At 54.8% G+C, this 23,344-nt stretch carries 26 protein-coding genes; 3 read left to right on the plus strand and 23 right to left on the minus strand.

What is annotated here, in order from left to right:
* Positions 1 to 6 precede the first annotated feature (6 nt).
* From A4E19_01240 to A4E19_01260, 5 genes are all read right to left on the minus strand, one after another.
* Positions 7 to 273 (minus strand): acyl carrier protein, encoded by a 267-nt coding sequence (locus A4E19_01240; protein ID OQW35421.1) that lies wholly within the window; start codon positions 271 to 273, stop codon positions 7 to 9.
* Complete coding sequence (locus A4E19_01245; protein OQW35422.1) at positions 273 to 1,076, minus strand: hypothetical protein; 804 nt, start codon at positions 1,074 to 1,076, stop codon at positions 273 to 275. The genes A4E19_01240 and A4E19_01245 overlap by 1 nt, the downstream gene beginning before the upstream one ends.
* 78 nt (positions 1,077 to 1,154) lie before the next feature.
* Positions 1,155 to 3,059 (minus strand): hypothetical protein, encoded by a 1,905-nt coding sequence (locus A4E19_01250; GenBank protein ID OQW35501.1) that lies wholly within the window; start codon positions 3,057 to 3,059, stop codon positions 1,155 to 1,157.
* 63 nt (positions 3,060 to 3,122) lie between these two features.
* Positions 3,123 to 3,632 (minus strand): orotate phosphoribosyltransferase, encoded by a 510-nt coding sequence (locus tag A4E19_01255; protein ID OQW35423.1) that lies wholly within the window; start codon positions 3,630 to 3,632, stop codon positions 3,123 to 3,125.
* 258 nt (positions 3,633 to 3,890) lie between these two features.
* Positions 3,891 to 4,472, minus strand: a complete 582-nt coding sequence (locus A4E19_01260; GenBank protein ID OQW35424.1) for a hypothetical protein — start codon at positions 4,470 to 4,472, stop codon at positions 3,891 to 3,893.
* A gap of 605 nt (positions 4,473 to 5,077) precedes the next feature.
* On the opposite strand from A4E19_01260, the gene A4E19_01265 reads away from it, so the two are divergent.
* The gene (locus A4E19_01265; protein ID OQW35425.1) at positions 5,078 to 5,464 is read left to right on the plus strand and encodes a hypothetical protein; all 387 of its coding nucleotides are present in this window, start codon (positions 5,078 to 5,080) and stop codon (positions 5,462 to 5,464) included.
* Positions 5,465 to 5,902: 438 nt separating this feature from the next.
* On the plus strand, positions 5,903 to 6,550 hold the full coding sequence (locus A4E19_01270) for a hypothetical protein (GenBank protein OQW35426.1): 648 nt from the start codon (positions 5,903 to 5,905) through the stop codon (positions 6,548 to 6,550).
* A gap of 160 nt (positions 6,551 to 6,710) precedes the next feature.
* On the opposite strand, the gene A4E19_01275 is transcribed toward A4E19_01270, so the two are convergent.
* The 10 genes from A4E19_01275 to A4E19_01320 all read right to left on the minus strand — a co-directional run bounded on the left by A4E19_01275 (position 6,711) and on the right by A4E19_01320 (position 16,244).
* Positions 6,711 to 7,055, minus strand: a complete 345-nt coding sequence (locus tag A4E19_01275; protein ID OQW35427.1) for a hypothetical protein — start codon at positions 7,053 to 7,055, stop codon at positions 6,711 to 6,713.
* Positions 7,056 to 7,106: 51 nt separating this feature from the next.
* Positions 7,107 to 8,099 (minus strand): peptidase M23, encoded by a 993-nt coding sequence (locus A4E19_01280; GenBank protein ID OQW35428.1) that lies wholly within the window; start codon positions 8,097 to 8,099, stop codon positions 7,107 to 7,109.
* Positions 8,096 to 9,472 carry a Pup--protein ligase gene (locus tag A4E19_01285; protein ID OQW35502.1) on the minus strand — a complete coding sequence of 459 codons (1,377 nt, stop codon included), beginning with the start codon at positions 9,470 to 9,472 and terminating at the stop codon, positions 8,096 to 8,098. Before A4E19_01285 ends, A4E19_01280 begins: the two co-directional genes overlap by 4 nt.
* Before the next feature lie 89 nt (positions 9,473 to 9,561).
* Entirely contained in the window at positions 9,562 to 10,248 is a 687-nt protein-coding gene (locus A4E19_01290) for a proteasome subunit alpha (GenBank protein OQW35429.1), read from the minus strand.
* 1 nt (position 10,249) lies between these two features.
* Positions 10,250 to 11,065 carry a proteasome subunit beta gene (locus A4E19_01295; GenBank protein ID OQW35430.1) on the minus strand — a complete coding sequence of 272 codons (816 nt, stop codon included), beginning with the start codon at positions 11,063 to 11,065 and terminating at the stop codon, positions 10,250 to 10,252.
* Between the two features lie 24 nt (positions 11,066 to 11,089).
* Complete coding sequence (locus tag A4E19_01300; GenBank protein ID OQW35431.1) at positions 11,090 to 12,589, minus strand: proteasome accessory factor PafA2; 1,500 nt, start codon at positions 12,587 to 12,589, stop codon at positions 11,090 to 11,092.
* A 7-nt stretch (positions 12,590 to 12,596) separates the two neighbouring features.
* Entirely contained in the window at positions 12,597 to 14,273 is a 1,677-nt protein-coding gene (locus A4E19_01305; protein OQW35503.1) for a proteasome ATPase, read from the minus strand.
* 233 nt (positions 14,274 to 14,506) lie between these two features.
* Complete coding sequence (locus A4E19_01310) at positions 14,507 to 15,085, minus strand: hypothetical protein (protein OQW35504.1); 579 nt, start codon at positions 15,083 to 15,085, stop codon at positions 14,507 to 14,509.
* Positions 15,086 to 15,254: 169 nt separating this feature from the next.
* Complete coding sequence (locus A4E19_01315; protein ID OQW35432.1) at positions 15,255 to 16,028, minus strand: thiazole synthase; 774 nt, start codon at positions 16,026 to 16,028, stop codon at positions 15,255 to 15,257.
* A 9-nt stretch (positions 16,029 to 16,037) separates the two neighbouring features.
* Positions 16,038 to 16,244, minus strand: coding sequence for a thiamine biosynthesis protein ThiS (locus tag A4E19_01320; protein ID OQW35505.1), 207 nt, complete (start codon positions 16,242 to 16,244; stop codon positions 16,038 to 16,040).
* 155 nt (positions 16,245 to 16,399) lie between these two features.
* Here A4E19_01320 and A4E19_01325 point away from each other — a divergent pair, with 155 nt between their 5' ends.
* A complete protein-coding gene (locus tag A4E19_01325) occupies positions 16,400 to 16,828 on the plus strand; it encodes a histidinol-phosphatase (protein OQW35506.1) in 429 nt (142 codons plus the stop codon).
* Here the strand turns inward: A4E19_01325 and A4E19_01330 are convergent.
* The 8 genes from A4E19_01330 to A4E19_01365 form a co-directional block, all read right to left on the minus strand.
* Positions 16,825 to 18,177 carry a peptidase S41 gene (locus A4E19_01330; GenBank protein ID OQW35433.1) on the minus strand — a complete coding sequence of 451 codons (1,353 nt, stop codon included), beginning with the start codon at positions 18,175 to 18,177 and terminating at the stop codon, positions 16,825 to 16,827. The two genes, A4E19_01325 and A4E19_01330, sit on opposite strands and share 4 nt — an antisense overlap.
* 68 nt (positions 18,178 to 18,245) lie before the next feature.
* Positions 18,246 to 19,388: a hypothetical protein gene (locus A4E19_01335; GenBank protein OQW35434.1), complete on the minus strand. Its 1,143-nt coding sequence runs from the start codon at positions 19,386 to 19,388 to the stop codon at positions 18,246 to 18,248.
* Between the two features lie 35 nt (positions 19,389 to 19,423).
* Complete coding sequence (locus tag A4E19_01340) at positions 19,424 to 20,323, minus strand: hypothetical protein (GenBank protein OQW35435.1); 900 nt, start codon at positions 20,321 to 20,323, stop codon at positions 19,424 to 19,426.
* Positions 20,320 to 21,000 (minus strand): cell division ATP-binding protein FtsE, encoded by a 681-nt coding sequence (locus A4E19_01345; protein ID OQW35507.1) that lies wholly within the window; start codon positions 20,998 to 21,000, stop codon positions 20,320 to 20,322. Before A4E19_01345 ends, A4E19_01340 begins: the two co-directional genes overlap by 4 nt.
* A gap of 38 nt (positions 21,001 to 21,038) precedes the next feature.
* The gene (locus A4E19_01350) at positions 21,039 to 21,419 is read right to left on the minus strand and encodes a hypothetical protein (protein OQW35436.1); all 381 of its coding nucleotides are present in this window, start codon (positions 21,417 to 21,419) and stop codon (positions 21,039 to 21,041) included.
* A gap of 4 nt (positions 21,420 to 21,423) precedes the next feature.
* Positions 21,424 to 22,083 (minus strand): ribonuclease HII, encoded by a 660-nt coding sequence (locus A4E19_01355; protein ID OQW35437.1) that lies wholly within the window; start codon positions 22,081 to 22,083, stop codon positions 21,424 to 21,426.
* A gap of 65 nt (positions 22,084 to 22,148) precedes the next feature.
* Positions 22,149 to 22,553, minus strand: coding sequence for a 50S ribosomal protein L19 (locus tag A4E19_01360; GenBank protein OQW35438.1), 405 nt, complete (start codon positions 22,551 to 22,553; stop codon positions 22,149 to 22,151).
* Positions 22,554 to 22,557: 4 nt separating this feature from the next.
* Complete coding sequence (locus A4E19_01365) at positions 22,558 to 23,343, minus strand: tRNA (guanosine(37)-N1)-methyltransferase TrmD (protein ID OQW35439.1); 786 nt, start codon at positions 23,341 to 23,343, stop codon at positions 22,558 to 22,560.
* Between the last annotated feature and the right edge of the window lies 1 nt (position 23,344).

A 23,344-nucleotide genomic window follows, 5' to 3' on the forward strand; every position in this document is an offset into this window, starting at 1 on the left:
CCGTGGTCACTTCGTGCGGTTCTTCTCGATCGCACTAGCTAACGCTCGCAGGGAAGAAAAGGTCGTTCTGATCTCAGGATCACTCGACTTGAGCTGATAGCCATATGTTTGAGAAATGGCCAACGAGAGCTCTAAAGCATCGATGGAGTCCAGTCCGAGGCCCTCGCCAAACAGTGCGGCTTCAGGATTTATCGAAGCCGGATCGATCTTTAGCTTAAGCGTCTGGACGATCAGCTTTGCGATATCCTGCTCCCATAATATGGCCGAATTCATCACAACCTACCCCCAACTTTTTTCACGGCTCGATAATCACGCAGCATCCCGCTCCACCATTCCTTCAAGGAACAGTCTGTGAATCCAACTTCTCTGAGCACGTTCATGATCGTCTCTGGCGGGACACAATACTCAGTTGTGTCCCACCAATAGGCCATCAGTGTCTGCATATCCCGATTGTGTGTGGCAGCAGAAAAGACCCTCCCCAGAACCGTTTTAATGTAAAAACGAGAAAGAACAAGTAGGGCTGAAGACCGTGGCCGCGAGATCTCCAACAGTAGGACTATGCCACCCGGCTTAAGCACGCGGTGATATTCCGCAAACGCCTCCTTGAGGTCAGCTACATGTCGGAGCGCGTAGCCCATGCTGAGAAAATCAAAACTCTGGTCTGGAAATGGAAGACGCTCACCTACACCGCGCACCAAGCTTCGGCTGGAACTTTTCTGTGCTTCGCGCAACATGCCGATGCTTGGATCAAGACCAATGACCAACCCTGACGCGCCGACCAGATCCGAGGCACATTGCGTGACCAACCCAGGTCCGCAGGCGACATCCAGGACCTTCATGCCTGATCTAAGACCTGCCTGCCCAAGCGCTTTCTTGCGATACCATAGTCCGGAACCAAAACCGGTGGCTCTGTCGATGTTGCGGTACTGATAGGCCGTGCGGTTAAACAACTCATTGAGAAACCCTTGCCTTGCTCCTTCTTCCTCATAATATTGGCGCAAGGGAGGGTGAGGGGCAATGGATTTTCCAGCCGAAATCGCAGCCTGTCGATTAGGAGACTCGGTGGATTGACTCATTTGGTTATCCCGTTGCTACAGGCGTCCACGCTTGTAGCAGAACACTGTCCCACTGGCAAGCCAGATAGAAGTTGACCTTTAGAAGAATGCCTGGACGGAAAAGATAACATCATTGTCCCGGTCCCGGTGGTTGTACTCCAATCTGACCGCCCAATTTTGAGTTACTGTGAATCGCGACCCGACGTACCATCGGAAATCGTCGGACTGGTCGCCCACGGGAAATCTCAAGTACGAACCAGTCGCCATGATTTTCCAACGTTCAGTGAGATCGGCCAACATGCCGACCGTTGCTCCGCCTCCAATTCGATGCATTTCGTCATAGGCCTTGCTCACATTTGCCTCGGTTTCCGCAAAGGCGAACAGAACCTCCCGGTTGAGCAAGCGAAACTCCTTCGCCCCTCCGATCCCACCATTGAAGAAGCCGTTGCTGCAAAGCTGACAATCGTTATGTCGGATCGTATTCATGCCAATGTTGAGCTTCCAGGAGGGGGCATGAAAAACTGAGTCGATCGGCGAGAGAGACAGAAGGTTCAGCAGCGTCGCCCGTTCCACCCTGGTCTGGTCCGCTCGATTGTAGTGCCGTACTGTGATCGAGGCCATTTCAATCTGGGCATCAGGGGTATACCCGACCTCCGGGTCGAGCAGGTCATGATAGCCGCCTCGAAACGTTGCTTCTTCAAACGTATCGTCATTGCGCCAACCTCCTCCGACAGCTACTCGGTGCATCCTATGGCCAAGTTCAGGCTGCTTCGCGAAAGGGCGAACGGTAAACTCTTCGGATGGGATGCGGAGCTGGCTACGGGTGGTTAGAACCGTTCTGTTACGCTCCTTCCATTCCTGTTTCGGAGAATCGGTCGTCTCAATCCGGTAGCGCAAGTAATCCGATGCCAAATCCAGCAGGAACGCCTGTTTGGTGGGAACCAATCGAGTGAATGCCGGTGAAGTCAGTTCTCCTACGTCTTGCGTAATCCGATGGGCAAGATCTCGCTCCGCTACGGGCAACGATTCTCGCTTTCGCTTGATCACGGTGCTCCGAGACGGTCGGTATGTGATACCGGACACCATGCCTGGTTTCGAGACGATCAATCGCACGGTATCAGCAGGAACAGTCCACCCGATAAACTCATCCGCCAAGTGCAACGCGGGGTCGGCATAATCCAACAGCGCGAGAAGATGATAGGAGCAATTTTCCTTGAAAAAGAAGTAATCAAAATACGCATTCCCCAGCTCCCACGCATGCATCAGAAATCGCCGCAGTTGGTTTTCGGTGAGGTTGAGACGATATTCCCAAATATCCCGGTTTTCGATGTCTCGATACTGCTGCACCTTGAGGTAATAAGGAATCGTCGAAAAGTACCCCTTATAGCTTCCGAAGATGCCACGGATAGGATACGCAAGACCGGCGTTGGGTGGCACCTCCGCCGCGTAGTTGATGGTATAGGCGAGAATGCGGGTCTGTTCCGTCTGACCCTTCTGATCGACACGAAACAACGTATGACCGAACATGGAAGCAGGGTTGTTCAGAAAAGCTGAAGGAAAGATCAGAGAAATAGATTGGGCCTGAAAATCCTCGAACCATCGATCAAACCGTTCGCAGGGAAGCGGCGGAAGCCGAGTTGGATCAAATTGCAATTGCCCATTCAACCAATGATATCGGGCGATGAACGCGCACTGAGCCGGCTGGCGAGAGCGACCGACTGGTTCAGAGGAGAAGAATTGCGCAAGGGTTGCGGCAAGCTCAGCGGATGGATCCGTCTTCCCCTTGGGGGACATAAAAAACCCCGGATCATCCTGCTCGCTCTCATATCCGCCGAAGAGCCCCTTCCGATAGTGCAACAGTAGATGCCATTCACGCTGCTCCGCAAGCCGGGCTTGCTCGGCCCGGTCGACGAGCTGTTTGAGATACAGCTCACGATCGGATTGCTGCGCATTTGAAGGAGCGGGGGTCAGCAAACAGGCTAGAACTGCAAGAAGGAGAACCAGCACGGCGTAACAAGAGACAACAAGGGCCCTGACATCTTTGCCAGGGCCCCTATGGTTAGTACCTTAACGTACCGATACCTGCGCGAGTGCCGGACGGCCAGCGATCGCATCATTGAGGGACTTCACCAATGCGACCGGAGAAGCTTCCCCAGCTTGAACCAGGGACGTATACCGCTCCTGGGTCATGGCAAAGAACGCTGCATGGCGCTCCGTCGGGACACCCATCAGCGTCGCAAGCGAGGCCAAGTGTTCGCCCTGTCCTTGGGCCATCTCCGCGGTGAGCGCCTCAAAGTTCAGCGACGCGAACATGGTCGTCTTGTGTTCGCTCATGAACTTGCCGTCATTGGTGCAGCCGAGAGTTCCGGTGCTGATTCCAAATGTTCCGGTTCCGAATGAGCCATTCGTGGTTGCCTGCAGCACTTGAGGGGCAATTTCCTTCTGGCCCTTGTAATCTTGCCAGAGCACTTTCCCTAACCCGCAGCCCGGACCGGTGTCTGGATTTGCCGCCATCGCCAGGCCTGCCTGGGCGCCGAACAATACGGCGACCGCCAATAAGAGCACTTTCTTCGACATAAGTCCTCCTCAGTTAGGTTTTTTTAACATCTACTATCCTAAACACCGAACGAAGTATAGCCGAATTCATCTCCGATGTTGACAAAAAATTTCAGCTCACTGGATACTCAGCCTAAGTACGTATGGGCATACGATTATAAAGAAATCGCGGATGGGCGCAACAACTTTTTCTCAGCTCTGGACACTCTTCCCTATTTTGAACGGCTCCAACCCACGACCAGATAGACCCAAGATCCCAGCTCGAATCGAATGCGATGTTTATTCGGTCAGCGTCGCAACTGGATCTTGAGCCATGGACTTTACGTATTCCTCTTTCCATTGTTTCATTACATGACCGTCTCCATTGAGGAGACGAACACCGCCGTCCGCTGTGTACTCTGCCTCGGATAAAAGACTTCCGTTCTCATCGACAAGACGATACCCACCCGCACTGGCCACAATGATGGCACGACGCTCGACAACTCCATGGCGCTCATAGGTGACTATTGCCGCATCACCCGAAGAAGTCCATCGAACAATGGTTTCACCTAAGATAGCCACCTTTGTTCCGTCACTGTCTACATCCGAAGCCTTGATGGGGCTTTCACCCGTCCAAAAGTGCATCGAGTTGAAGATGAACATGTCCAGCAGCGCCGAGAATTGGTACGCCGGGATGATAATCATGCCGAAGAAGACGATTTCCTTCATCCATTTATCGTTGATTTGGCCGCTGCCTTTGACATTGCTGTTCCAGTGATAGACATTCCTCGTAAGATTGAACGGACCATAGCAGGCGGTACTCATCGTCATAACACTCAGCAACGCCGTCGTGGCAACAATTCGCTGACCGAATCTGCTCATCCTCTTCTCCTTTCATCAAAATAATCGTGCTGCCTCACTCGAGTGCAGCCCCCATCTAGCACAATCTGAAATAGGGCTCAAGCTGTTCCAGATGACGACCGGCGAGAGACAAGCGATGCGTTTGAACCATAGCGGGAAAAACAGTTCTTGGCCTGTCGTGTTTTGTTGTTGTGGGATAGAACTTTCATTCCAAGGAACGTCCGGATGGAGACCTGCCTCATCACGTCTTCCCAGTTCTCCAGACTGCCTGCCGCACATCATGCTGCCTGGATACAAGGTTTCGTCCTGCCATGATTTCCATTCTGATGGGAATCACAAACGAGAAGTCCAAGAATGACCACCAGGTAGGCTGTGACGTCCGAAGATCCCCCTACCCGTCAAGCATTGGCGTTTCCTTCTCGCATCAGCCCTTGCCGATAAAACCATATTCTATCCTTAAGCAGGTATCTAAAATGTTCCTTTCTATCATATGGGTCTGAAGCTGCACCGACGAGGACGCCTTGGAGCCATGATCTTTTGTGCTTTCTCCGAGACATCAGTTTCTTTCCGTAAAAGGCTGGCAGGCATTCTGCATTGTAGCCACAGCTCTAATTCATGATGACAAAATGGAGGAGGATGCGATGAACGTGACAGGAATCTTGCTGATTGCATTCTGTTGGTTTTCGCTTTCTTTGTTTCCACCGGCCCATGCCCAACGTCAGGGCAGCCAACATGAGGCGGCCGGTATCCTGAACAACCTCCCCTCCGATGTCCTGGCAAAGGTTCAAGCCTTGGCACAGATTCTTCAACAGGGCCTCAAAGACGGGAAAATCTCGGACATCGATATTCAACAAGGCGTGACGTCCGGACAACTGGGGGAAAAGTTGAAACAGCTGAGTCCTGAGGCCGCTCGGCTCCTCGAAGAGATCACCGATGCGTCAAGACAGGGAAGGGGACCAGGAGAAGAAAGCTTGATACCATTGATGGGAGGATTGAGTGTCTCACCGCCATAACATGCAATGATAACCTAACCTGGCTCTATCGGCACTGAATGCAAGGGAAATTCCATCAAACCTCTGTATGGACATAATGATCGGGTAACCGGGAAGATATCCGACATATCGTTGAAACCGGAGGGAGTAGGAGGAGTAGGATTGGAAAGGAAACGATGGGCCCTTCCGCTACGAGCGCGCAGACAGGTGGCCGAACCATGAATCAACCGATCAATATCAAAGCGTCTTCACGACGCCAGGCATGAAGTGATGGGCTACTTCTCGTATCCACCATTCGCACTCGCATATGCACATGTGGACAATGTTGTACGAATAGACATAGTGGGAACCACAAGTCCTCATTATTATCTTATTTATCCATATCTTAGTGTTATCGTTGCTGGTCTATGATTTGCTTATAACGCTTTGTTCTGTCGCCCGCTGGGAAGGAGCGAGGTTATGTCCATGAAGACGCAATGGCTTAGGAAAGGATTTTCACTCACGGCTGCAATGGTGTGTGCCCTCTCGATTCCTATCGGGTCTTCACAAGCGGCGCTTGTGACCTATTCATTCACCGGCATGACAGACGCTCCCACCGCCCTCACAGTGTTCGGATCATTTCAATTTGACAATGCAACCGGTGGAACCGGTGGCGTCTACAATGGCGCAGTCAGAGGCTTCAGTCTAACGATTGGAGATTATACGTCCACCTTTGCTCCAGGCATCAATGGTGTACAAATTTCCCGCAATAGTGATTTGGGAGGGGGGCTCAGCGGCGATCGCTGGAAACTCGTGTCAGCTGCTACCGGTCCCGAGCTCGGTGGCACAGTGCCGTTTAGTTTTGACCTTCATCTTGACCGTGAGGGAGGAGGGCTGTTTGTCAACACCGCTCTTCAAGATCCGCCAAGTTTTGGTAGTCTGAGCGAGGCCAGGTGGCGGCTCTTTTTTGAAGGACCTCGCGGTATTCCATTCGCGTTTGTCGGATCGATCGCGAGCCTTACCGCCGTACCGTTGCCGCCGGCGGTTCTTCTCTTTGGCATGGGCCTCATTGCATTGGTCGGATTAGGTGTGGGCGGATTGCGAAATCTTCGTGCGGGCCAAGGTTGATCAGACTTTGCTGGTAACGGTCGCGAATCGTCTCTGATTACTCATCGCTGAGTTTTGATCAGACTTTTCCATCCTCTAAGGAACGAGTTTCTTCTCGATCCTCATTACAAGTCTACCTACGGATGATTTCCTGCTGATCCGACCAGGCGAAAGAGTTCTCTCAATGTTTCGCCTCTTGTTTCTCCGTAGCATGCACGGCACTGGACATGCCGTCTTTACGATCGTTCTTTTCAGTCGATGCCGGAGACTTCGGGGCGCGGTCATCACGATGATCTCCGACGAGCGCGGCGGCAATCAGCAGCTGAATGCCGATGAGCAGTAAAAAAAGTCCTCCCTTGAGCTGCCCGGTCCCTTCGGCTAGCGAAAATCGATGTGCGGCGAGCAGGAGGGAAAGCACGGAGAGGACAAGCAAAAAGATCCTCATGCTCGGCACCTCGTCCACAAAGGCGATGACGACGAGAGTAAGCTGAACGCGGACAGAGGTCAACCGGGAGTTGCGCCCCACGTCTCAGATGGAACTGACAAGACTTCCAGGATGTATCCATTCACGACTGATTTAGGGAGCCGGTGAACCGGCACCGGAAGCGGGTAGGACGACAGGCGCGGGGGCTGCTTGTCCCATCCCCCTAAACGGCAGGTCCAGCAGAGCGTAGGGATTCACACGCGCGCCGTTGAGCTTCACACCCCAATGAAGATGCGGGCCAGTGGCCCGACCAGTAGCTCCCACTTTTCCGACGATCTGCCCGGCTTTTACCTGATCGCCATCCTTGACCAGGACTTCGGATAGATGGAAATACATCGAATAGAAACCCAATCCGTGGTCCAGAAACACACCTTTTCCGGAGAAGATATGATCGACGGTGAGCCGCACGATGCCGTCGTTCGTGGCAACGACGGGAGTGCCCAGCGGTGCACCGATATCCTCCCCGTTGTGCGGATTCCTCGCCTGGCCGTTCATGACTCTGACACTGCCGAAAATCCCGGTTCGCTTGCCACTTACCGGCTCCACGAAACCCGGTTGCCATAGTATACTCTCGGAGTCTCTGGCTAACGCCTCTTTCACCTGCTCCTGCTCAGTCTTCCATCGCGCCAAGCTTTTTTCATCGAGATCGACCTTGTCTCTTGGTAGCGTAAGATGCTCGACGTGAAATTTCTCCTTGAGAACTGCCACGCCGTAGCGGAACGTGCGCTTCTGCTCATCCGTTTTCAGTTCGACGAGCAGCTCATGAGTCCCCGGCTCATCCTGCAGGTCAATCCCGACTAATCCGATAAATCCTTTCGGTTCATCGAGTCGTGGATCGGGGAAGAAACGAACGGAACGTCCAAGAAACGTTCCCCGCACGATCGTAGCCGGACCATCCATCGGCACTTTGGCCACGACAATTTGCCCTTGTTTGCCACTATAGTGGCCGTCCACCCCTCCGGCAGTCGGCAAAGTGCCCGCCAAGAGCTCAACCGGAAGAGATCCGGCAAGCAGAATGGCGAGACCGAGTAGACACCGTACAGTTACTAGATGGGTCTGGCAGACCACGAATGATGCTGGCTTCATCGGTAAAACCGACCTCCCGACACTTGAGAAATCAGTTCCTCGACCCGTCGATTCACCGCGCTGAAGGGATCCATACAGAGAATCGTCTCCTCCCAATAGCCATTCAGCTTCAGATACGTCCAATCCACCGTATAGGAACGATTCTTGGCACGGGCGAACCGAATGAAATCCCCACGGACCTTCGCCCTGGTCGTTTGAGGAGGGGTGGACATGGCTCGCTGGACGGCCTCCTCTTCGACGATTCGCTCGATGAGCCCTCGAGACTCCATCAGGTAATACAACCCGCGTGTGCGTTTCACGTCATGGAACTGCAAATCCAGGAGAAACACCCTCGGATCGTCCCACCCGCAATTTTTCTTGTCCACATAGGATTGGATCAGATGCTTCTTCGTCACCCAGTCCACCTGGTGGACGAGCTGCATCGGATCTTCCTCCAGCTGCTGGAGCATCCGTTCCCACTTGTTGCACACATCATCCAAGATGGGTTCGTGCGATTGTTGATTGAGGTACTCTCTCGCCCGCTTGAGATAGGCGAGCTGGATTTCAATGGCGGTCATCTGCCGGCCGTCATCGAGCTTCACCTTTTTCTTCAGTGTGGGATCCCGCGAGACCTCTCGGATCGCCTTCACAGGGTCTTCAAGTTCCAATCCATGAACCGTGTACCCCTCTTCGATCATCGACAACACGAGCGCGGCGGTTCCCACTTTGAGGTAGGTGGCATACTCCGACATGTTGGAATCGCCGACGATGATATGGAGACGCCGATAACGCTCGGCATCCGAATGGGGTTCGTCGCGGGTATTGATGATGCTTCGAGACGATGTCGTCGAGGATGAGGTCTTCTCGTGAATATGCTGTGCACGCTGTGAGATGAAATACTGCGGCTTCCCGGATACTTTTAATACCTTACCGGCCCCGCTGAACACTTGCCGGGTCACGAAAAACGGAATCAATTGTTCGGTGACTTTCCAGAAATCGACGTCGCGCCGCATGAGGAAGTTTTCGTGACATCCGTAGGTATTTCCCAAAGAATCCGTGTTGTTCTTGAAAATATAGATTTCCCCGGACAACCCTTCCTCTCGAAGCCGCTCCTCCGCTGCAGGCAAACAGGCCTCCAATAACCGCTCTCCCGCCTTATCATGGACCACAAGGTCAAGAATGTTGTCGCACTCCGGAGTCGAATATTCGGGATGGCAACCGGTGTCCTGATAGAACCGCGCCCCGTTGACCAGGAAGGCGTTCGAGGGCCAGCTGTTCGGAATCAGTCCTTCAAAGATGTACCCGAGGACTTTTTCCATGGGGAGATAAATACGGCCGTTGGGAGAAAAGATGAGGCCGTATTCGTTCTCCAGGCCGAAGATCCGTTGTTTCATAGGGCCGGCAGACATTATGGACCGCCTTCAGACAGATTATACGCCGCTCGTCGGATCTTCAACAAAGGAAGCCTCTACGAACGCAGAGGTCAAGGAGAGAGGATGCGTCGAACGTCGGCGATCGACAACCGACGGAACTTTCGGCCGGTACGGGTTCGGTCCAAGACCGCGACTTCCAACCCTTCCGGCTGCAACTTTTGGTTGGCCGTCTGTTCCAATGCCGTGACACACAGTTTCAACGCGACGTCCAAGGACGGCGCCTGGCCGGGACTTTTTTCCTTCAGCACGGCTTGCACCGCCTCGGATCGTCCTCCGATCACCGCATAGTTCTTTTCGTCGATGATGCTGCCATCGAATGAAATTCGATAGATTTCGTTTGGATGATTGTTGCTACCGGTCTGCACCACCAGAATTTCCACTTCGAGCGGCTTCATTTCCTGGCTGAACACGGTCCCGAGGCTTTGTGAATATCCGTTCGCAAGCGAACGGCCCGTCACATCCTCCCGGCTGTACATGAATCCCCTGAGATCGGCATGGCGGATGCCCGCCTTTCGAAGATTCTCAAACTCGCTGTATTTGCCGGCTCCGGCAAACGCGATGTTGTCGTAAATTTCAGATACTTTGTGTAGCGAGACGCTCGGGTTGTCTGCCGTCAGTAGAATGCCATCAACATACTCCATCGCGATGATCGAGCGACCTTTTGCAATTCCCTTCTTGGCATACTCGGCCTTATCCTGCATCATCTGTTCCGGGGACACGTAATAAGGCATCGGCATGTTACGTCTCCCTCGAACGACGCGCAGTCATCATCTCGTCATACACGGCTCGCAGCTTGTCATTGGCGACATCGGTGATGCCTTGGTCGGTCACAAACTTGGCGGTCGGATAGATCCCTCGGATGAGATCCGGTCCACCCGTACCCACATCATCGTCGGCGGCGTTGTAAAGCGACAACAACGCCAGCTTGAGCGCCTCAGACTCGGAAAGATTCCTCCGGAAATGTTCCCTCATCGTATTGCGAGCGTCCTTGCCTCCGGAACCGATCGCGTGATAATCGGACTCTTCGTAACGCCCGCCCGTGATATCGTACTTGAAGATGCGGCCTTCTCCGCGTTTCAGGTCATACCCCACGTACAACGGCATGACGACCAGCCCCTGAAACACCATCGGAAGATTGGCCTTGACCATCTGGCCCAGCTTATTGGCCTTCCCTTCACAGGACAAGGGCATGCCTTCCAGTTTTTCGTAATGCTCCAATTCAGTCTGAAATAATTTGGCCATCTCGATGCAGGGGCCGGCCGCTCCGGCAATGGCCATGGCGGACCAGTCATCGATCTTGAAGACTTTTTCGATTCGGCGATCTGCGATCTGAAATCCTTCCGTTGCGCGACGGTCCCCGGCGATCACCACCCCATCCTGATACTTGAGCGCCAGCACAGTCGTGGCAGAAGGGACGGCTATGGATCCAGCGGTGCGCATCTGATCGGCTGCTCCCGCTATTCCATGGCTTCGAAACGCCAATTCCGGATGATGTTGTGAGACGAAGTCGAAAAAGCTGGAGTCGTCGTGGTTGGGCAGATAGGGCAACTTCATCGCGATTTTCGAGTCACGTATTCGTCAAACTTTGAGTTTCTCAATCAGTGCATCGACTGAATCGGTGGTATCGAGCAACTCCTTGGTCAACGCCAGCGTCCCGCGATGGGGATCCATCAGCGGCACTTTCTTGATCGTCGTATTGCCGACCTCGAACAACACCGACGTCCAGCTGGCTCCGTACAAGGCCTTCGCGAATTTACTGGCGCAGCGACCACGGAAATAGGCCCTGGTACCGGTCGGCGGATTGAACTCCGCTTGCCGAATGTCATCTTCTTCGACGATCCGTTCAATAAGATGGTTACGCTCCAACGTATAGAACAATCCCTTGTCCGGACGAACATCATGGTATTGCAGATCCATCAGTTTCATTCGGGGATCATCCCATCCGCAACCTTTCCGCTCCATATACGATTCGATCATGTGCCGCTTGGCAACCCAATCCAATGCGTTCACCAACAGCCGCGGATCACGATCGAGCTGATTCAACACTTCCTCCCAGCGGAGCAGCACATCACGGGTCGTGGGACCATGATCTTGCGAAACATAAAAAGCCTTGGCCGCGCTCAAATACGCCCGCTGGACGGCAAGCGCCGTGGTCGGTCTTCCACCGGCCAATTTCATGGTCTCCTTCACATCCAGATCGCGAGACACCTGTTTGATGGCACGAACCGGCTCGTCCAGCTCGAGTTGAGGCAGATCGGCTCCGGACTCAAGCAAGTCCAAGACGATATCTAACGTACCCACCTTCAGATAGGTGGAAAGTTCCGCCATATTGGCATCACCTGTGATGACATGGAGTCTCCGAAACCTTGCCGCATCGGCATGCGGCTCGTCGCGCGTGTTGATGATCGGCCGTTTGACCATCGTATTGAGGTCCATAAGGCACTCGAAAAAGTCGGCGCGCTGTGAGATCTGGTATTCCACCGGACTGGTCTGATTTTCCGATCCGACCTTTCCGGCTCCGGCGAAGATCGGTCGTGTGACCAGGAACGGCGTCAACACCCGAGCGATCCGGTCGAACGGTACGGATCTCGAGACCAGATAATTCTCGTGGTATCCATAGCTGTTGCCCTTGCCGTCGGAATTGTTCTTGTACAGCACGTACTGTTCGCTTCCTCTGGCCCGAGCCATGTCCTGAAGGCAGGTTGCAAGGATGCGCTCTCCGACTCGCTCAAATGCGACGAGCTCTCTGGCGCTCGAGCACTCCGGCGTTGAATATTCCGGATGTGCTCCATCGACATACAAGCGTCCGCCGTTTGCCAGGACCTTGTTCAGCTGCCGATTATAGTCCGGATTGGGACGTTCCCGCTCACCGTCCACTTCAAATCCTCGGGCATCCAAGAGCGGATTTTCGTTCTCGTAATCCCAAAGAGCCCCGGGAGCCGGCAACCCTGGATAATGTCCGATCACGGCGAAGGAACCCGACACGGGGTCCACCGCGGATGAGTCTTTTGCCGCGATGCCGAACTCGGTTTCCGTGCCAAGTACGCGCATGCGAGTAGTGGATGTATGCTCTGGCATAGTTTGGCTAGAGATAGTGGCCGGTACTGACGGTTTCAATCTGCCGATGTTCGGCGGGACCACCGCTGATGGTCCTGATATGAATGATTTTTTCACCCTTCTTCCCGGCGACTTTCGCCCAATCGTCCGGATTGGTCGTATTGGGAAGATCCTCGTGTTCCTTGAACTCCTCACGAATGGCACGGATCAGATCGTCAGAGCGCAGGCCTTCCCCCTCTTGCGCGATCACCCGCTTCACGGCGAATTTTTTCGCGCGTGACACAATGCCCTCGATCAACGCTCCGCTCGCGAAGTCCCGGAAATAGAGAATCTCCTTTTCACCGTTGGCATACGTGACCTCGATAAACTTATTTTCCTCAGTGGCGGCATACATGGTCTCGACTGTCAGAGTCGTCAATCGATCGACAAGCGCCTGTCGATCACCCCCATGCCGCTCCAAATCCTCGGCGGCAAACGGGAGATCCGTCGAAATGTACTTCGAAAAAATGTCTCTGGCCGCCGTGGCGTCCGGCCTTCCGACCTTGACCTTGACATCCAATCGGCCGGCCCGAAGCACCGCTGGATCGATCAAATCCTGCCGGTTGCTGGCCCCGATGACGATGACATTGCGCAATCTCTCCACCCCATCGATCTCTGAGAGGAATTGCGGAACGATCGTCGATTCGATATCCGAGGAAATACCGGTTCCACGGGTTCTGAAGAGGGCATCCATTTCATCAAAAAACACGATCACAGGATGGCCATCCTCGGCCCGCTCCTTGGCTTTCTTGAACACCTCGCGCACCTGACGCTCCGACTCCCCGACGTATTTATTGAGCAATTCTGGGCCTTTCACGTGAAGAAAGTAACTTCGGATCTCCTTTCCGGTTCGATGGCCCAACTTCTTGGCGATCGAATTGGCGACGGCTTTCGCGATCAACGTTTTCCCACATCCGGGGGGACCGTAGAGCAACACCCCTTTCGGTGCGCTGAGCTTATACTGGGAAAACACGTGCGGATGCAGGAACGGCAGTTCGACGGCATCGCGCACTTGCTCCAATTCTTTCTGGAGCCCTCCGATGTGCTCATAGTCGACATCCGGAACCTCTTCCAGCACAAGCTCTTCCGCTTCGGATTTCGGCAACTTCTCGATGACATAGCCGGAACGGGGGTCATACAACAGATGGTCCCCTACACTCAGACGTTCTGCCAGCAGCGGATCGCCGAGCTCGGCCACTTTCTCCTCATCGAAATGGAGCGTGACCAACGCCCGTCCCCCTTCCAGTACGTCTTTGAGTCGGACGACCTCTCCCTGATGATCGAAGTCCTTCACTTCGATCACGTTGAGAGCCTCATTCAAAACGACTTCCTGCCCCTTTCGCAACGCATCGCGCTTGATCGCGGGATGAAGGCTGACCTTCATTTTTCGTCCCGACACATAGACATTTCCCGTACCGTCCGCATTCATGCTGGAAAAAATGGCATAGGCCGACGGCGGCGCGGTCAATTTTTCCACCTCAGTACGCAGCGCTTCGATCTGTGCCTTCGCCTCTTGCAGCGTGGCCACGAGTTTTTCATTCTGCTTGTTGGCTTGATCGAGTTGATGTCGCGATTGATAGAGTCGACGGATCTCTTCTTCCATCGACTGAATCTGCACACGGAGTTTGTCAACCTCACGTGCGTGCTCGTCGTTTTTGTGAATCATCTCCCCATTCCCCTCAGACAGCCGCTTCGTAATCTTCTTGACAGAATCTCGGAGGGACCGGAGTCGATTTGGCTGGCCCTTGCTTTCCGCCATATCGGGACAACGCGAACAACTCGCAACACCAAGCCGCAGCGTGAAAACAGGTCGTGATCGGATTCTAACATCCGTCCTGGGGGTGGTCAACTCCAACAGGTGATCGCGCGCGGGACACATTCCCGCCACCTGGAAGCGATTCACGTTTCCAGCGCATCTCGGAACTCGCGCACCGCGACACCGACATCCTCTCGAGTCAATACGGCACCGATCACGGCAACTCCATGTGCGCCGGCTCGGCGAACCTCGCACACCCGTTCACTCGTCATCCCTCCGATGGCGAAGATCGGGATTGACGATCGGCGACAGACGTCGGCAAGAAGCTCCAACCCGAGCGGGGGTCCGAACGAACGTTTCGACGGTGTCTCGAAAATCGGACCAAAGACGACGTAATCGGCACCACCCTGACCCGCACGTTGTACCTCCTCAACCGAATGTGTGGAAACTCCAATCAACCGATCTGATCCAATCACTCGACGTACTGGGGAGGGAGGGAGACTATCAGATCGAAGGTGCACCCCATTCAAGTTCAACGCCATCATCAGGTCGACACGATCATTGAGGATCAGAGCCGCTCCGTGCGGCGCCGCGATCGATCGAATTTCCAGCGCCAGTGAAAGCAATTCGCGCGTCGATAGATCCCGTTCCCGCAGTTGGACGGCGGGCAACCCGGCGCTGACCGCCTGAAGGATTAGAGAGGGGAGGGACTGGTGGCCTATTTGAGTCCTGTCGGTGACGAGCAGCAGACGAAAATCTACCGGGGGCATTGGTAAGAGGTTGAGAGGGAAGGACTGGGCACCGGGCTCATCGATAACCGGTTAATCACGTTCAGTCGTTTTTTGTCGCTCATCGTACTGAGGACTCGGCACTCGACACTCAAAACGAATTTCAGAGCATGCCTTCGATCGGGCTGCTGGCGGTCGCGTAGAGTTTTCTGGGGATGCGGCCGGCCTTATAAGCCAGACGACCGGCATGGACGGCATACTTCATCGCTTCCGCCATTGCAAGAGGATGCTGCGCACCCGCAATGGCTGTATTCATCAGAACCGCGTCGGCTCCGTACTCCATGGCGAGAGCCGCGTCCGACGCCGTTCCGACACCGGCATCAACGATGATCGGTACCTTGACGGTTTCCATGATGATCTTCAAATTGTACGGATTCCGGATACCGAGCCCGGACCCGATGGGCGCCGCTAAAGGCATGACCGCCGGGCAGCCGATATCCACCAACCTCTTCGCGACGATGGGGTCGTCATTCGTATACGGCAGAACGATAAATCCTTCTTTAATGAGAATCTTGGCCGCTTCGATCAAGCCGGCTGTATCGGGGAACAGCGTTCTCTCGTCGCCGAGCACTTCCAACTTCACCAAATCAGACACACCGGCCGCACGAGCCAACCTCGAATAGCGTACCGCATCTTCCACGGTATAACATCCGGCCGTGTTGGGCAGAATCGTATATTTCTTCGGATCGATGTAATCGAGCAGATTGTCCTTCGATCGATCGGTGATGTTCACTCGACGAACCGCGACCGTCACGACATCAGCACCGGACGCTTCAATGGCTTTTTGGGTCTCCACAAAGTCTTTGTATTTTCCCGTTCCAACCCATAATCGGGACTTGAATTCACGTCCCGCGATCATCAACCGGTCATCCGTCATGGTGTCCTCTTAGCATGCTCCGCCGCCGATAAAACCCAGAATCTCGACCCGGTCTCCATTTTTGAGCTGACGTTGACCAAAGATCGCCCGATCGAGAATTTCGAGATTCAGCTCCACGGCCACCCGTTCGGCCCGAATGTCGAGGTCCGCCAATAGATCGGCAACCGTTGCACCACACCGCCACGTCCGTGCCTGGCCGTTCACATGGATTTCGATCGCGTCCTGCACGGCTTTCATCCTATGGGACCGGAATTCACCTTGTCAACAAAGCGGCCCTTGCTTGATTGGGGGCGGAAACTTCACAATAGATCCATTAAGATAGGCTCATCATGAGAGAAAACAATCAGCGACTGGCCGCTCTTTTCCAATCGATCGCCAATCTTTTGTCCTCCCAACGGGCGAACCCCTACCGAGTGCGGGCGTATCGACGGGCCGCGGAGGCCTTACTTGCTCTCGAAGAGGATGTCGCGGCAGTGGCGGAGCGCCAGGAGTTGGAGGAGATTGACGGGATCGGCACTGATCTGACCAAAAAAATCCACGAGTTTCTGGAAACCGGCACTCTCCGCGCTTACGAAGAGCTCCGGACCCCGCTTCCGCCGGGCGTCAGGAGTTGGGCTACCCTTCCAGGGCTCTCCGAGTCACTCGTAGCCTATCTGTACTTCCGACTCGGCATACAGACGCTCTCCGACCTCGATCAACTCATTCGCTCGCACCTGCTTCGTACCTTGCCTGGCTTCTCAGGATCGGAGGAGCACTTATTACAGGCAGTCCGTCAACAGATGCGCGATCACCAACCCTAAGAACTCTTGAGCTCCTTGAAGATTTTCCAGCTTTTCAGCAATTCGACCGCCTTCTGCAGCTGAACATCCTGTTCAAGCGAAAGTTCGCCCCCCGGTTCGCTCGGCAATGACGGCGGAGTCGTCCCGTTCTTCGGACCGGCTTCCTCGGGAGACTTTCCATTCGTCTGTGGCGGAGACTCCTTTCCGGTTGGTGCCTTAGCGGTTGTATCCTTTTCAGTCGGCTTCCCGTCTGGCGCTTTCGCCAGAACCGGGGCGGAGAGCTTCACCACGATATCGGGAGTAATTCCGGTCGACTGGATCGATCGACCTTTTGGCGTATAGTACTTTGCGGTGGTGAGGCGAAGCCCGGACCCATCGCCCAGGGCCAGGATCGTCTGCACCGATCCTTTCCCGAACGAGGTCGTCCCGACCACAACGGCCCGCCCCCAGTCTTGCAACGCTCCGGCCACGATTTCCGACGCACTTGCCGACCCTTCGTTGACAAGAATGATGACCGGAAGATCTTCCAGCTGATCCTTGGACTTCGCGAACCATTCGTCCTTTTTTCCTTCCCGGCTCTTCGTATACACGACCAGCTTCCCGCTGGGAAGAAATTGCTCGGAGACATCCACGGCTGCGGTCAGCAAGCCACCGGGATTGTTCCGCAGGTCTAGAATGGTTCCTTGGACCTTTTGTTCCCTGAACTGTTTAATCGCTTTAGACAGGTCCCGTCCGGTAGCTTCCTGAAACTGAGTCAAGCGGACATAGCCAAGATTGTCGATGATCTTCGACTTCACACTTTCGATCTTGATCGTGTCTCGGACCAGAGTGAAGACCAAGGGCTCCAGTGTCCCTTCCCGTTGAACGGTGAGGTTGACCTTACTGCCTTTCGGCCCTCGCATCTTTTGGACCGCATCCATCAACGTCAGATCTTTCGTGGGGTCATCGTTGACTTTAATGATGAAATCGCCTGCCTTGATCCCGGCCCGATGCGCCGGCGTGCCTTCGATCGGTGCGATCACCGCGAGCCGGTTGTCCTTCACGCCGATCTGAATGCCGACCCCGCCGAATTCTCCCCTGGTTTCGACCTGCATCTCTTTGTACATCTCCGGAGTCATGTAGGCGGAGTGTGGATCGAGCGTCGACAGCATCCCGCGAATGGCGCCTTGAATAAGGTCCTTCGGCTTCGTCTCGTCGACATAGTGCTTTTGAACCTGATTCAAGACCTCGGAGAAGGTTTTGAGCTCCTCATAGGTTTCGCCGGCATGCCCGGTGCGTTCCCAGCCTTTCCCGATGACGACGCCACCGAGCAGGGCGAGCGCGATCATCGGGGCGACCACCCAAGACTTCCGCCGAGGCTGCTGTTCCATAGTCTTCACATCCCTTCTTCCCGGCGTTGCCGAACCATCCGACTCAATCGGTTTTGGCAACGCCGATCTTATCGTTTTGCCAGCCAGTGGAGCGGATCGACCGGCTCGGCTCCCTCACGTAGCTCGAAGTATAATGTATTTTCTCCGATCATGCCCGTATCCCCCGTCTCTCCGATCGGTTGGCCTTCGACCACTTGCTCACCCGCTCTGGCCAAAATCTTGGACGCGTGTGCATACAGCGAAAAGAATCCGTTGGCGTGATCTAAGATTATAACGAGTCCGTATCCTTTCAACCAGTCGGCATACACCACGCTCCCGGCCATGACGGCATGAATCAAGCTCCCCTCTGTTGTTCGGATCTCAATACCTTTGCGCTGCACATAGGTGTTGAACGTCGGGTGCTTCTGCCGTCCGAAAAACGATACGACTTTTCCATCGGCCGGCCAGGGCAGTGTACCCCTGATCCCATGAGCCAATGATGAAGACGAAGGTGGGGGCATGGCTATGGCACGTCGGCGCGTTTCCAGATCATGCAACAAGCCATCCACGCGTGAGGCGGAACGCTCCAACTCCTCAACCGCACGATTGTAGGCGTCCTTTTCATGCGTGATCTTCGCGAGAAACACTTTCTTTTCCCGCTGAAGTACTCGAATGTCGGCCAGCTTCTTCTCGACATTGAGCTTGAAGGCGACCAATCCCGTTCTGGCCTCGGCGCGCTGACGTTCCGCCTGCTCCATCCGCTCCATATCGGCTCGGAACGTCTCCAACAGCTCGTAATCCTTGAGTGATACGGCGGAAAGGTACTGCCCACGGCGTTGAAAATCACTGTACGAGTTCGCCGTCAAGAGTGCCTTCACATGACCAAATCGACCTTCCATATACTGCACGCGGAGTCGCGCAAGGATGGCTTCACGCCGTGCGTCAATGCTGGCTCGCATCGACCCCAGCCGTTCCGTGATCTCTTCAATCTCCCGATCCTTCTGCCGCAGTCTCTTACCGATGTCCTGATGATCTTGGCGATGATGCACCAATCGTTCATCCAGAGTTTGGAGACCTTGCAACACTGACTCGCGTTTTTTTTCTGCTTCTTCGGCCCGTTTTCGCTTCTCCTCGATCTTGCCTTTCAGCGTTTCCAGTTTCCTTCTTTCCCGTTCGATTTTTTCTGAGATGGGATCATTGGCGGCATCCGCCACCGAGGCCAATCCTCCCATCACGAGACATCCGAGAAGGATAGGGCACAGGATTCTCATGCCCGACCTTCTCCCACACGAAGAAGCGAGACCACGCTCCCGGCAAAACCAAGCCCCATGCCCGCCAGAACCAACGCCAAGCACACTGAGAGGGGGAAGAAGGAGAGCATGCCTTCAATCCCGCTGAAACGGCCGGTCAACCGAATCTGCTGTCGAAACAGTTCAAACGCGAACTTAAGCATGCCCAATGAGAGTGCACTGCCACAGGCTCCTAGCACGGCTCCTTCAAGGAAATAAGGAATACGGATAAACGTCCGTGTGGCTCCAATGGAACGGAGGATTTCGATCTCTTCCCGTCTGGCCAACAGTGCGAGTCGGGTCGTATTGCCGATGATGGTCACCGCGGCCGCGGAGAGGAGGACACCCACCGCGATCGCCACCAGTTCGATATATCCGATCAATCCCGCCAGCATGCGGATCCATTCTTGATTATAGTCGACCTTGGCCACGCCTTCCATGATTTGCACTCGTTCGACCCAGCTTTTCATGGCATCCGGAGACCGAAAGTTCGGCGCAAGCGTCACCACAAACGAGGCGGGAAGCGGGTTCTCCCCGAGCCCTTCGAGTAAGTGCGATTCACTGGGGAATTGAGCTCGAAATTCGCCCAGCGCCTCTTCTTTTGAAATAAAGAGCACTTCGTCCACCATACGATCGAGCTTAAGTTTTCGCTCGAGCTCTTGCACTTTTTCAATGGAAAGTCGTTCCTCCAAATAGACCATGACCTTGACGTCTTCCTGGAGCGACCACGCCGCGTTCCGAAGATTGACATAGAGCAACAGAAAGATGCCGACACAGGCTAGGGTAAACGCCGTGGTGAGCACGGCGACGATCGTGGTCGTGCGGTTGGTCCGCATATTCGCCCATGCTTCGCGAACCAAGTAAAATAGCCGCCTCATACTCCGACCCCTTCTCCGATCCGCCGTTCCGACAACAACACACCGTGCATCAGGGTGACCACCCGCCGATTCGCCTGACTCAGAACATGCGGATCGTGCGTCGCCACGATCACGGTCGTCCCCCGGGTATTGATCAATTTGAACAACTCGATGATTTCCCTGGTGCGTTCCGGATCAAGATTGCCGGTCGGTTCGTCGGCTAGGAGCACCACCGGCCCATTGACGATCGCCCGCGCGATGCAGACTCGCTGCTGCTCTCCCGTTGAAAGGCTGTTCGGCAGTTGATCTTTTTTATGTTCGACATCGACGGCACGCAACGCCTCCGTCACCTTCCGACGAATATCTTTCTCGGATGCTCCTTGAACAATCAACGGGAGCGCCACATTGTCGAAGACCGACTTCTTCGGCAAGAGACGAAAGTCTTGAAACACCGCGCCGACCTTCCGTCGAAGAAAGGGAATCTCGGACGGTCTGAGCTTCGTCACATTCTTCCCATGGACGAAAATCTGCCCCTCGTCCGGTTGCTCTTCCCCGATCAACATGCGTAACAAAGTTGACTTCCCCGCTCCGCTCGCCCCCATGAGAAGGACGAAATCACCCTTCTCGATCTCCAGCGTGACATCGGACAGTGCGGCTTTCCGATCATGCCATTTGGACACATGGATGAGTTGAATGATCGCATCCATGGAATCCTCCTTTTCGAAGGACGGGGCCCTCAATATTCGGCGACTTCAAATGCGTTTTCGAGATGTTGGATCCGCCCTTGGTCCGAGGGACTCCCCTGAACCAATACCACATCAAATCGGCAAGCCTTCTCGGACCAATGTCGTTGTGCCAAATATTGAGCGGCCAGTCTCGCCAATCTGTCCCGCTTACGGTGGTCCACCGCGAATAGGGCCCCGCCAAAGGCTTCCGTGGCTCTGCCCTTCACTTCGACGAAGACCACGACACCATGGTCTTCCGCCACGAGGTCCAATTCTCCGAACGACGTCCGTACGTTGCGATCGAGAATTCGATAGCCCTTGGCCAGCAAGAACCGTTCGGCTTGCATTTCGCTGGCTTGACCGAACTGATGACGCGGATCGGACGTGGCCATGCGTCTACTGTGCAAACAATGTGGGGCTCATCCGCCTGGTGGATGTCCGCTCCGCTGCGATGATCACCGCTTGCACCGGCATGAATGTTCGGCGATGAATGGAGCATGGACCGTGGCGCGCCAATTGTTGGAGATGTCCGGTGGTGCCATATCCCTTATGCGATAGAAAATCATAGTCGGGGAACAGTTCATGATACTTCACCATAAGACGATCCCTTGTGACTTTGGCGATGATGGAAGCGGCTGCGATCGATAGGGAAAGAGCATCTCCCTTGATGATGGGCCGCGCCGAAATCCTGATTCCGGGAAGACTCACGGCATCAATGAGGAGATAATCAGGGGAAGGAACCAGCTGGTCGATCGCTCGACGCATCGCTAGACGAGAGGCCTCGAGGATATTCAGGCGATCAATCTCGGCGACGTCCGCCGACCCGATTCCGATCCCCGTGGCTTGGTCCAGAATCGCGGTATACAACCGCTCTCGCTCCTCCTCAGAGAGTTGTTTCGAATCGTTGACTCCCGAAAGCCGACATCGGCGCGGAAGGACAACGGCAGCGGCAACCACCGGACCGGCCAAAGGGCCGCGTCCCGCTTCGTCGATACCGGCAATGCGGCGGTACCCACACCGTCGGGCTTCCCGCTCGAAGTCTTCGGTGGGCCCCATCAACGTTCCCTCACCGCTTCCGTGAGTGTCTTGCCGTGCGTGATGGAACAATTCAGCGTAGAAGTCTAGGTTGTCACGGTCTCTTCTTCCGAGGCAGTGGATTGCGCAGCTTGTTTGCTGTCGCCGACAAACTCGCGTTCCTCGACCTTCGCGAACCTCCCCTTCTTCCCGCGCAGATAGTACAGCTTCGCGCGTCGAACGCGGCCCTGTCGGACCACATCCACCTTGGAAACGATCGGAGAATGCACCGGGAAAATCCGTTCGACTCCGACCCCGTAGGAAATTTTTCGGACGGTAAACGTTTCCGTATTCAAGCTCCCCTTGCGGGCAATCACGGTTCCCTCGTACACCTGAATACGCTCTTTTTCGCCTTCAACGACTTTGACGTGGACCCTGACGGTATCTCCGATCTCAAAGCGCGGCATCGATTTCTTCGTCAACGACCGCTGAATTCGCTCCAACTGATTCATGATCTTAATCCTCCTCCCGGCATGATGTCGGGGCCGTCAAAAGGCCTTCGCTCATCAATTCATCCAACAACTGTTGATCTTCTTTCGTGAACACCCGATCTTTCAGAAGATCGGGGCGCCTCAAATAGGTACTGCACAGCGCCTGTTTTCGACGCCACAACCGAATTGCCTCATGATGGCCTGACAGTAACACGTCGGGCACACCGATTCCGCCGACTTCTGCCGGCCTCGTATATTGGGGGTACTCCAGCAACGAATCAGAAAACGACTCTTCGACGACAGAACTGGGGTCACCCAACACACCGGGAACGAGCCTCGCCGCGGCATCGATTAAGACGAGCGCCGGCAATTCCCCTCCGGTCAACACATAGTCTCCAAGTGAGACCTCCTCCGGAGCTAATGCCGCGCGGACACGCTCGTCTACCCCCTCATAGTGCCCGCACAGAATCACGATCCGGCGGCGTTCACCGGCCAACTGTCGCGCATAGTCTTGCGTAAAAGGCCGCCCCTGCGGGGTCGGAAACATGAGCCGAATGTCTTCACCGTTTGTTTGCGCGTCACTCCGAACCGCAGCCACCGCCACGAGGATCGGTTCGGCCTTCATGACCATGCCGGCCCCGCCTCCATACGGCGTATCATCGACCACCTTGTGGCGATCCGTCGTGAAGTCTCGCAAATTGTGCACCGCCACGGAGAGAAGCCCCTTGTCCTGACCACGTTTGAGCATGCTGTGAGCCAAGACCGGCCCGAACATGCCGGGGAACAATGTCAGCACATCGAACCGCAACATG

Origin of the sequence: Nitrospira sp. SG-bin1 (assembly GCA_002083365.1) — a bacterium.
Taxonomy (GTDB): Bacteria; Nitrospirota; Nitrospiria; order Nitrospirales; family Nitrospiraceae; genus Nitrospira_D.

What these genes read in the sequence shown, in the direction of transcription:
- A4E19_01240 (OQW35421.1), bottom strand. Translation starts at nt 273, where the DNA reads ATGAATTCGGCCATATTATGGGAGCAGGATATCGCAAAGCTGATCGTC.
- A4E19_01245 (OQW35422.1), bottom strand. Translation starts at nt 1,076, where the DNA reads ATGAGTCAATCCACCGAGTCTCCTAATCGACAGGCTGCGATTTCGGCT.
- A4E19_01255 (OQW35423.1), bottom strand. Translation starts at nt 3,632, where the DNA reads ATGTCGAAGAAAGTGCTCTTATTGGCGGTCGCCGTATTGTTCGGCGCC.
- A4E19_01260 (OQW35424.1), bottom strand. Translation starts at nt 4,472, where the DNA reads ATGAGCAGATTCGGTCAGCGAATTGTTGCCACGACGGCGTTGCTGAGT.
- A4E19_01265 (OQW35425.1), top strand. Translation starts at nt 5,078, where the DNA reads ATGGAGGAGGATGCGATGAACGTGACAGGAATCTTGCTGATTGCATTC.
- A4E19_01270 (OQW35426.1), top strand. Translation starts at nt 5,903, where the DNA reads ATGTCCATGAAGACGCAATGGCTTAGGAAAGGATTTTCACTCACGGCT.
- A4E19_01280 (OQW35428.1), bottom strand. Translation starts at nt 8,099, where the DNA reads ATGAAGCCAGCATCATTCGTGGTCTGCCAGACCCATCTAGTAACTGTA.
- A4E19_01285 (OQW35502.1), bottom strand. Translation starts at nt 9,472, where the DNA reads ATGAAACAACGGATCTTCGGCCTGGAGAACGAATACGGCCTCATCTTT.
- A4E19_01290 (OQW35429.1), bottom strand. Translation starts at nt 10,248, where the DNA reads ATGCCGATGCCTTATTACGTGTCCCCGGAACAGATGATGCAGGATAAG.
- A4E19_01295 (OQW35430.1), bottom strand. Translation starts at nt 11,065, where the DNA reads ATGAAGTTGCCCTATCTGCCCAACCACGACGACTCCAGCTTTTTCGAC.
- A4E19_01300 (OQW35431.1), bottom strand. Translation starts at nt 12,589, where the DNA reads ATGCCAGAGCATACATCCACTACTCGCATGCGCGTACTTGGCACGGAA.
- A4E19_01305 (OQW35503.1), bottom strand. Translation starts at nt 14,273, where the DNA reads ATGATTCACAAAAACGACGAGCACGCACGTGAGGTTGACAAACTCCGT.
- A4E19_01315 (OQW35432.1), bottom strand. Translation starts at nt 16,028, where the DNA reads ATGACGGATGACCGGTTGATGATCGCGGGACGTGAATTCAAGTCCCGA.
- A4E19_01330 (OQW35433.1), bottom strand. Translation starts at nt 18,177, where the DNA reads ATGGAACAGCAGCCTCGGCGGAAGTCTTGGGTGGTCGCCCCGATGATC.
- A4E19_01335 (OQW35434.1), bottom strand. Translation starts at nt 19,388, where the DNA reads ATGGGAGGATTGGCCTCGGTGGCGGATGCCGCCAATGATCCCATCTCA.
- A4E19_01340 (OQW35435.1), bottom strand. Translation starts at nt 20,323, where the DNA reads ATGAGGCGGCTATTTTACTTGGTTCGCGAAGCATGGGCGAATATGCGG.
- A4E19_01350 (OQW35436.1), bottom strand. Translation starts at nt 21,419, where the DNA reads ATGGCCACGTCCGATCCGCGTCATCAGTTCGGTCAAGCCAGCGAAATG.
- A4E19_01355 (OQW35437.1), bottom strand. Translation starts at nt 22,083, where the DNA reads ATGGGGCCCACCGAAGACTTCGAGCGGGAAGCCCGACGGTGTGGGTAC.
- A4E19_01360 (OQW35438.1), bottom strand. Translation starts at nt 22,553, where the DNA reads ATGAATCAGTTGGAGCGAATTCAGCGGTCGTTGACGAAGAAATCGATG.
- A4E19_01365 (OQW35439.1), bottom strand. Translation starts at nt 23,343, where the DNA reads ATGTTGCGGTTCGATGTGCTGACATTGTTCCCCGGCATGTTCGGGCCG.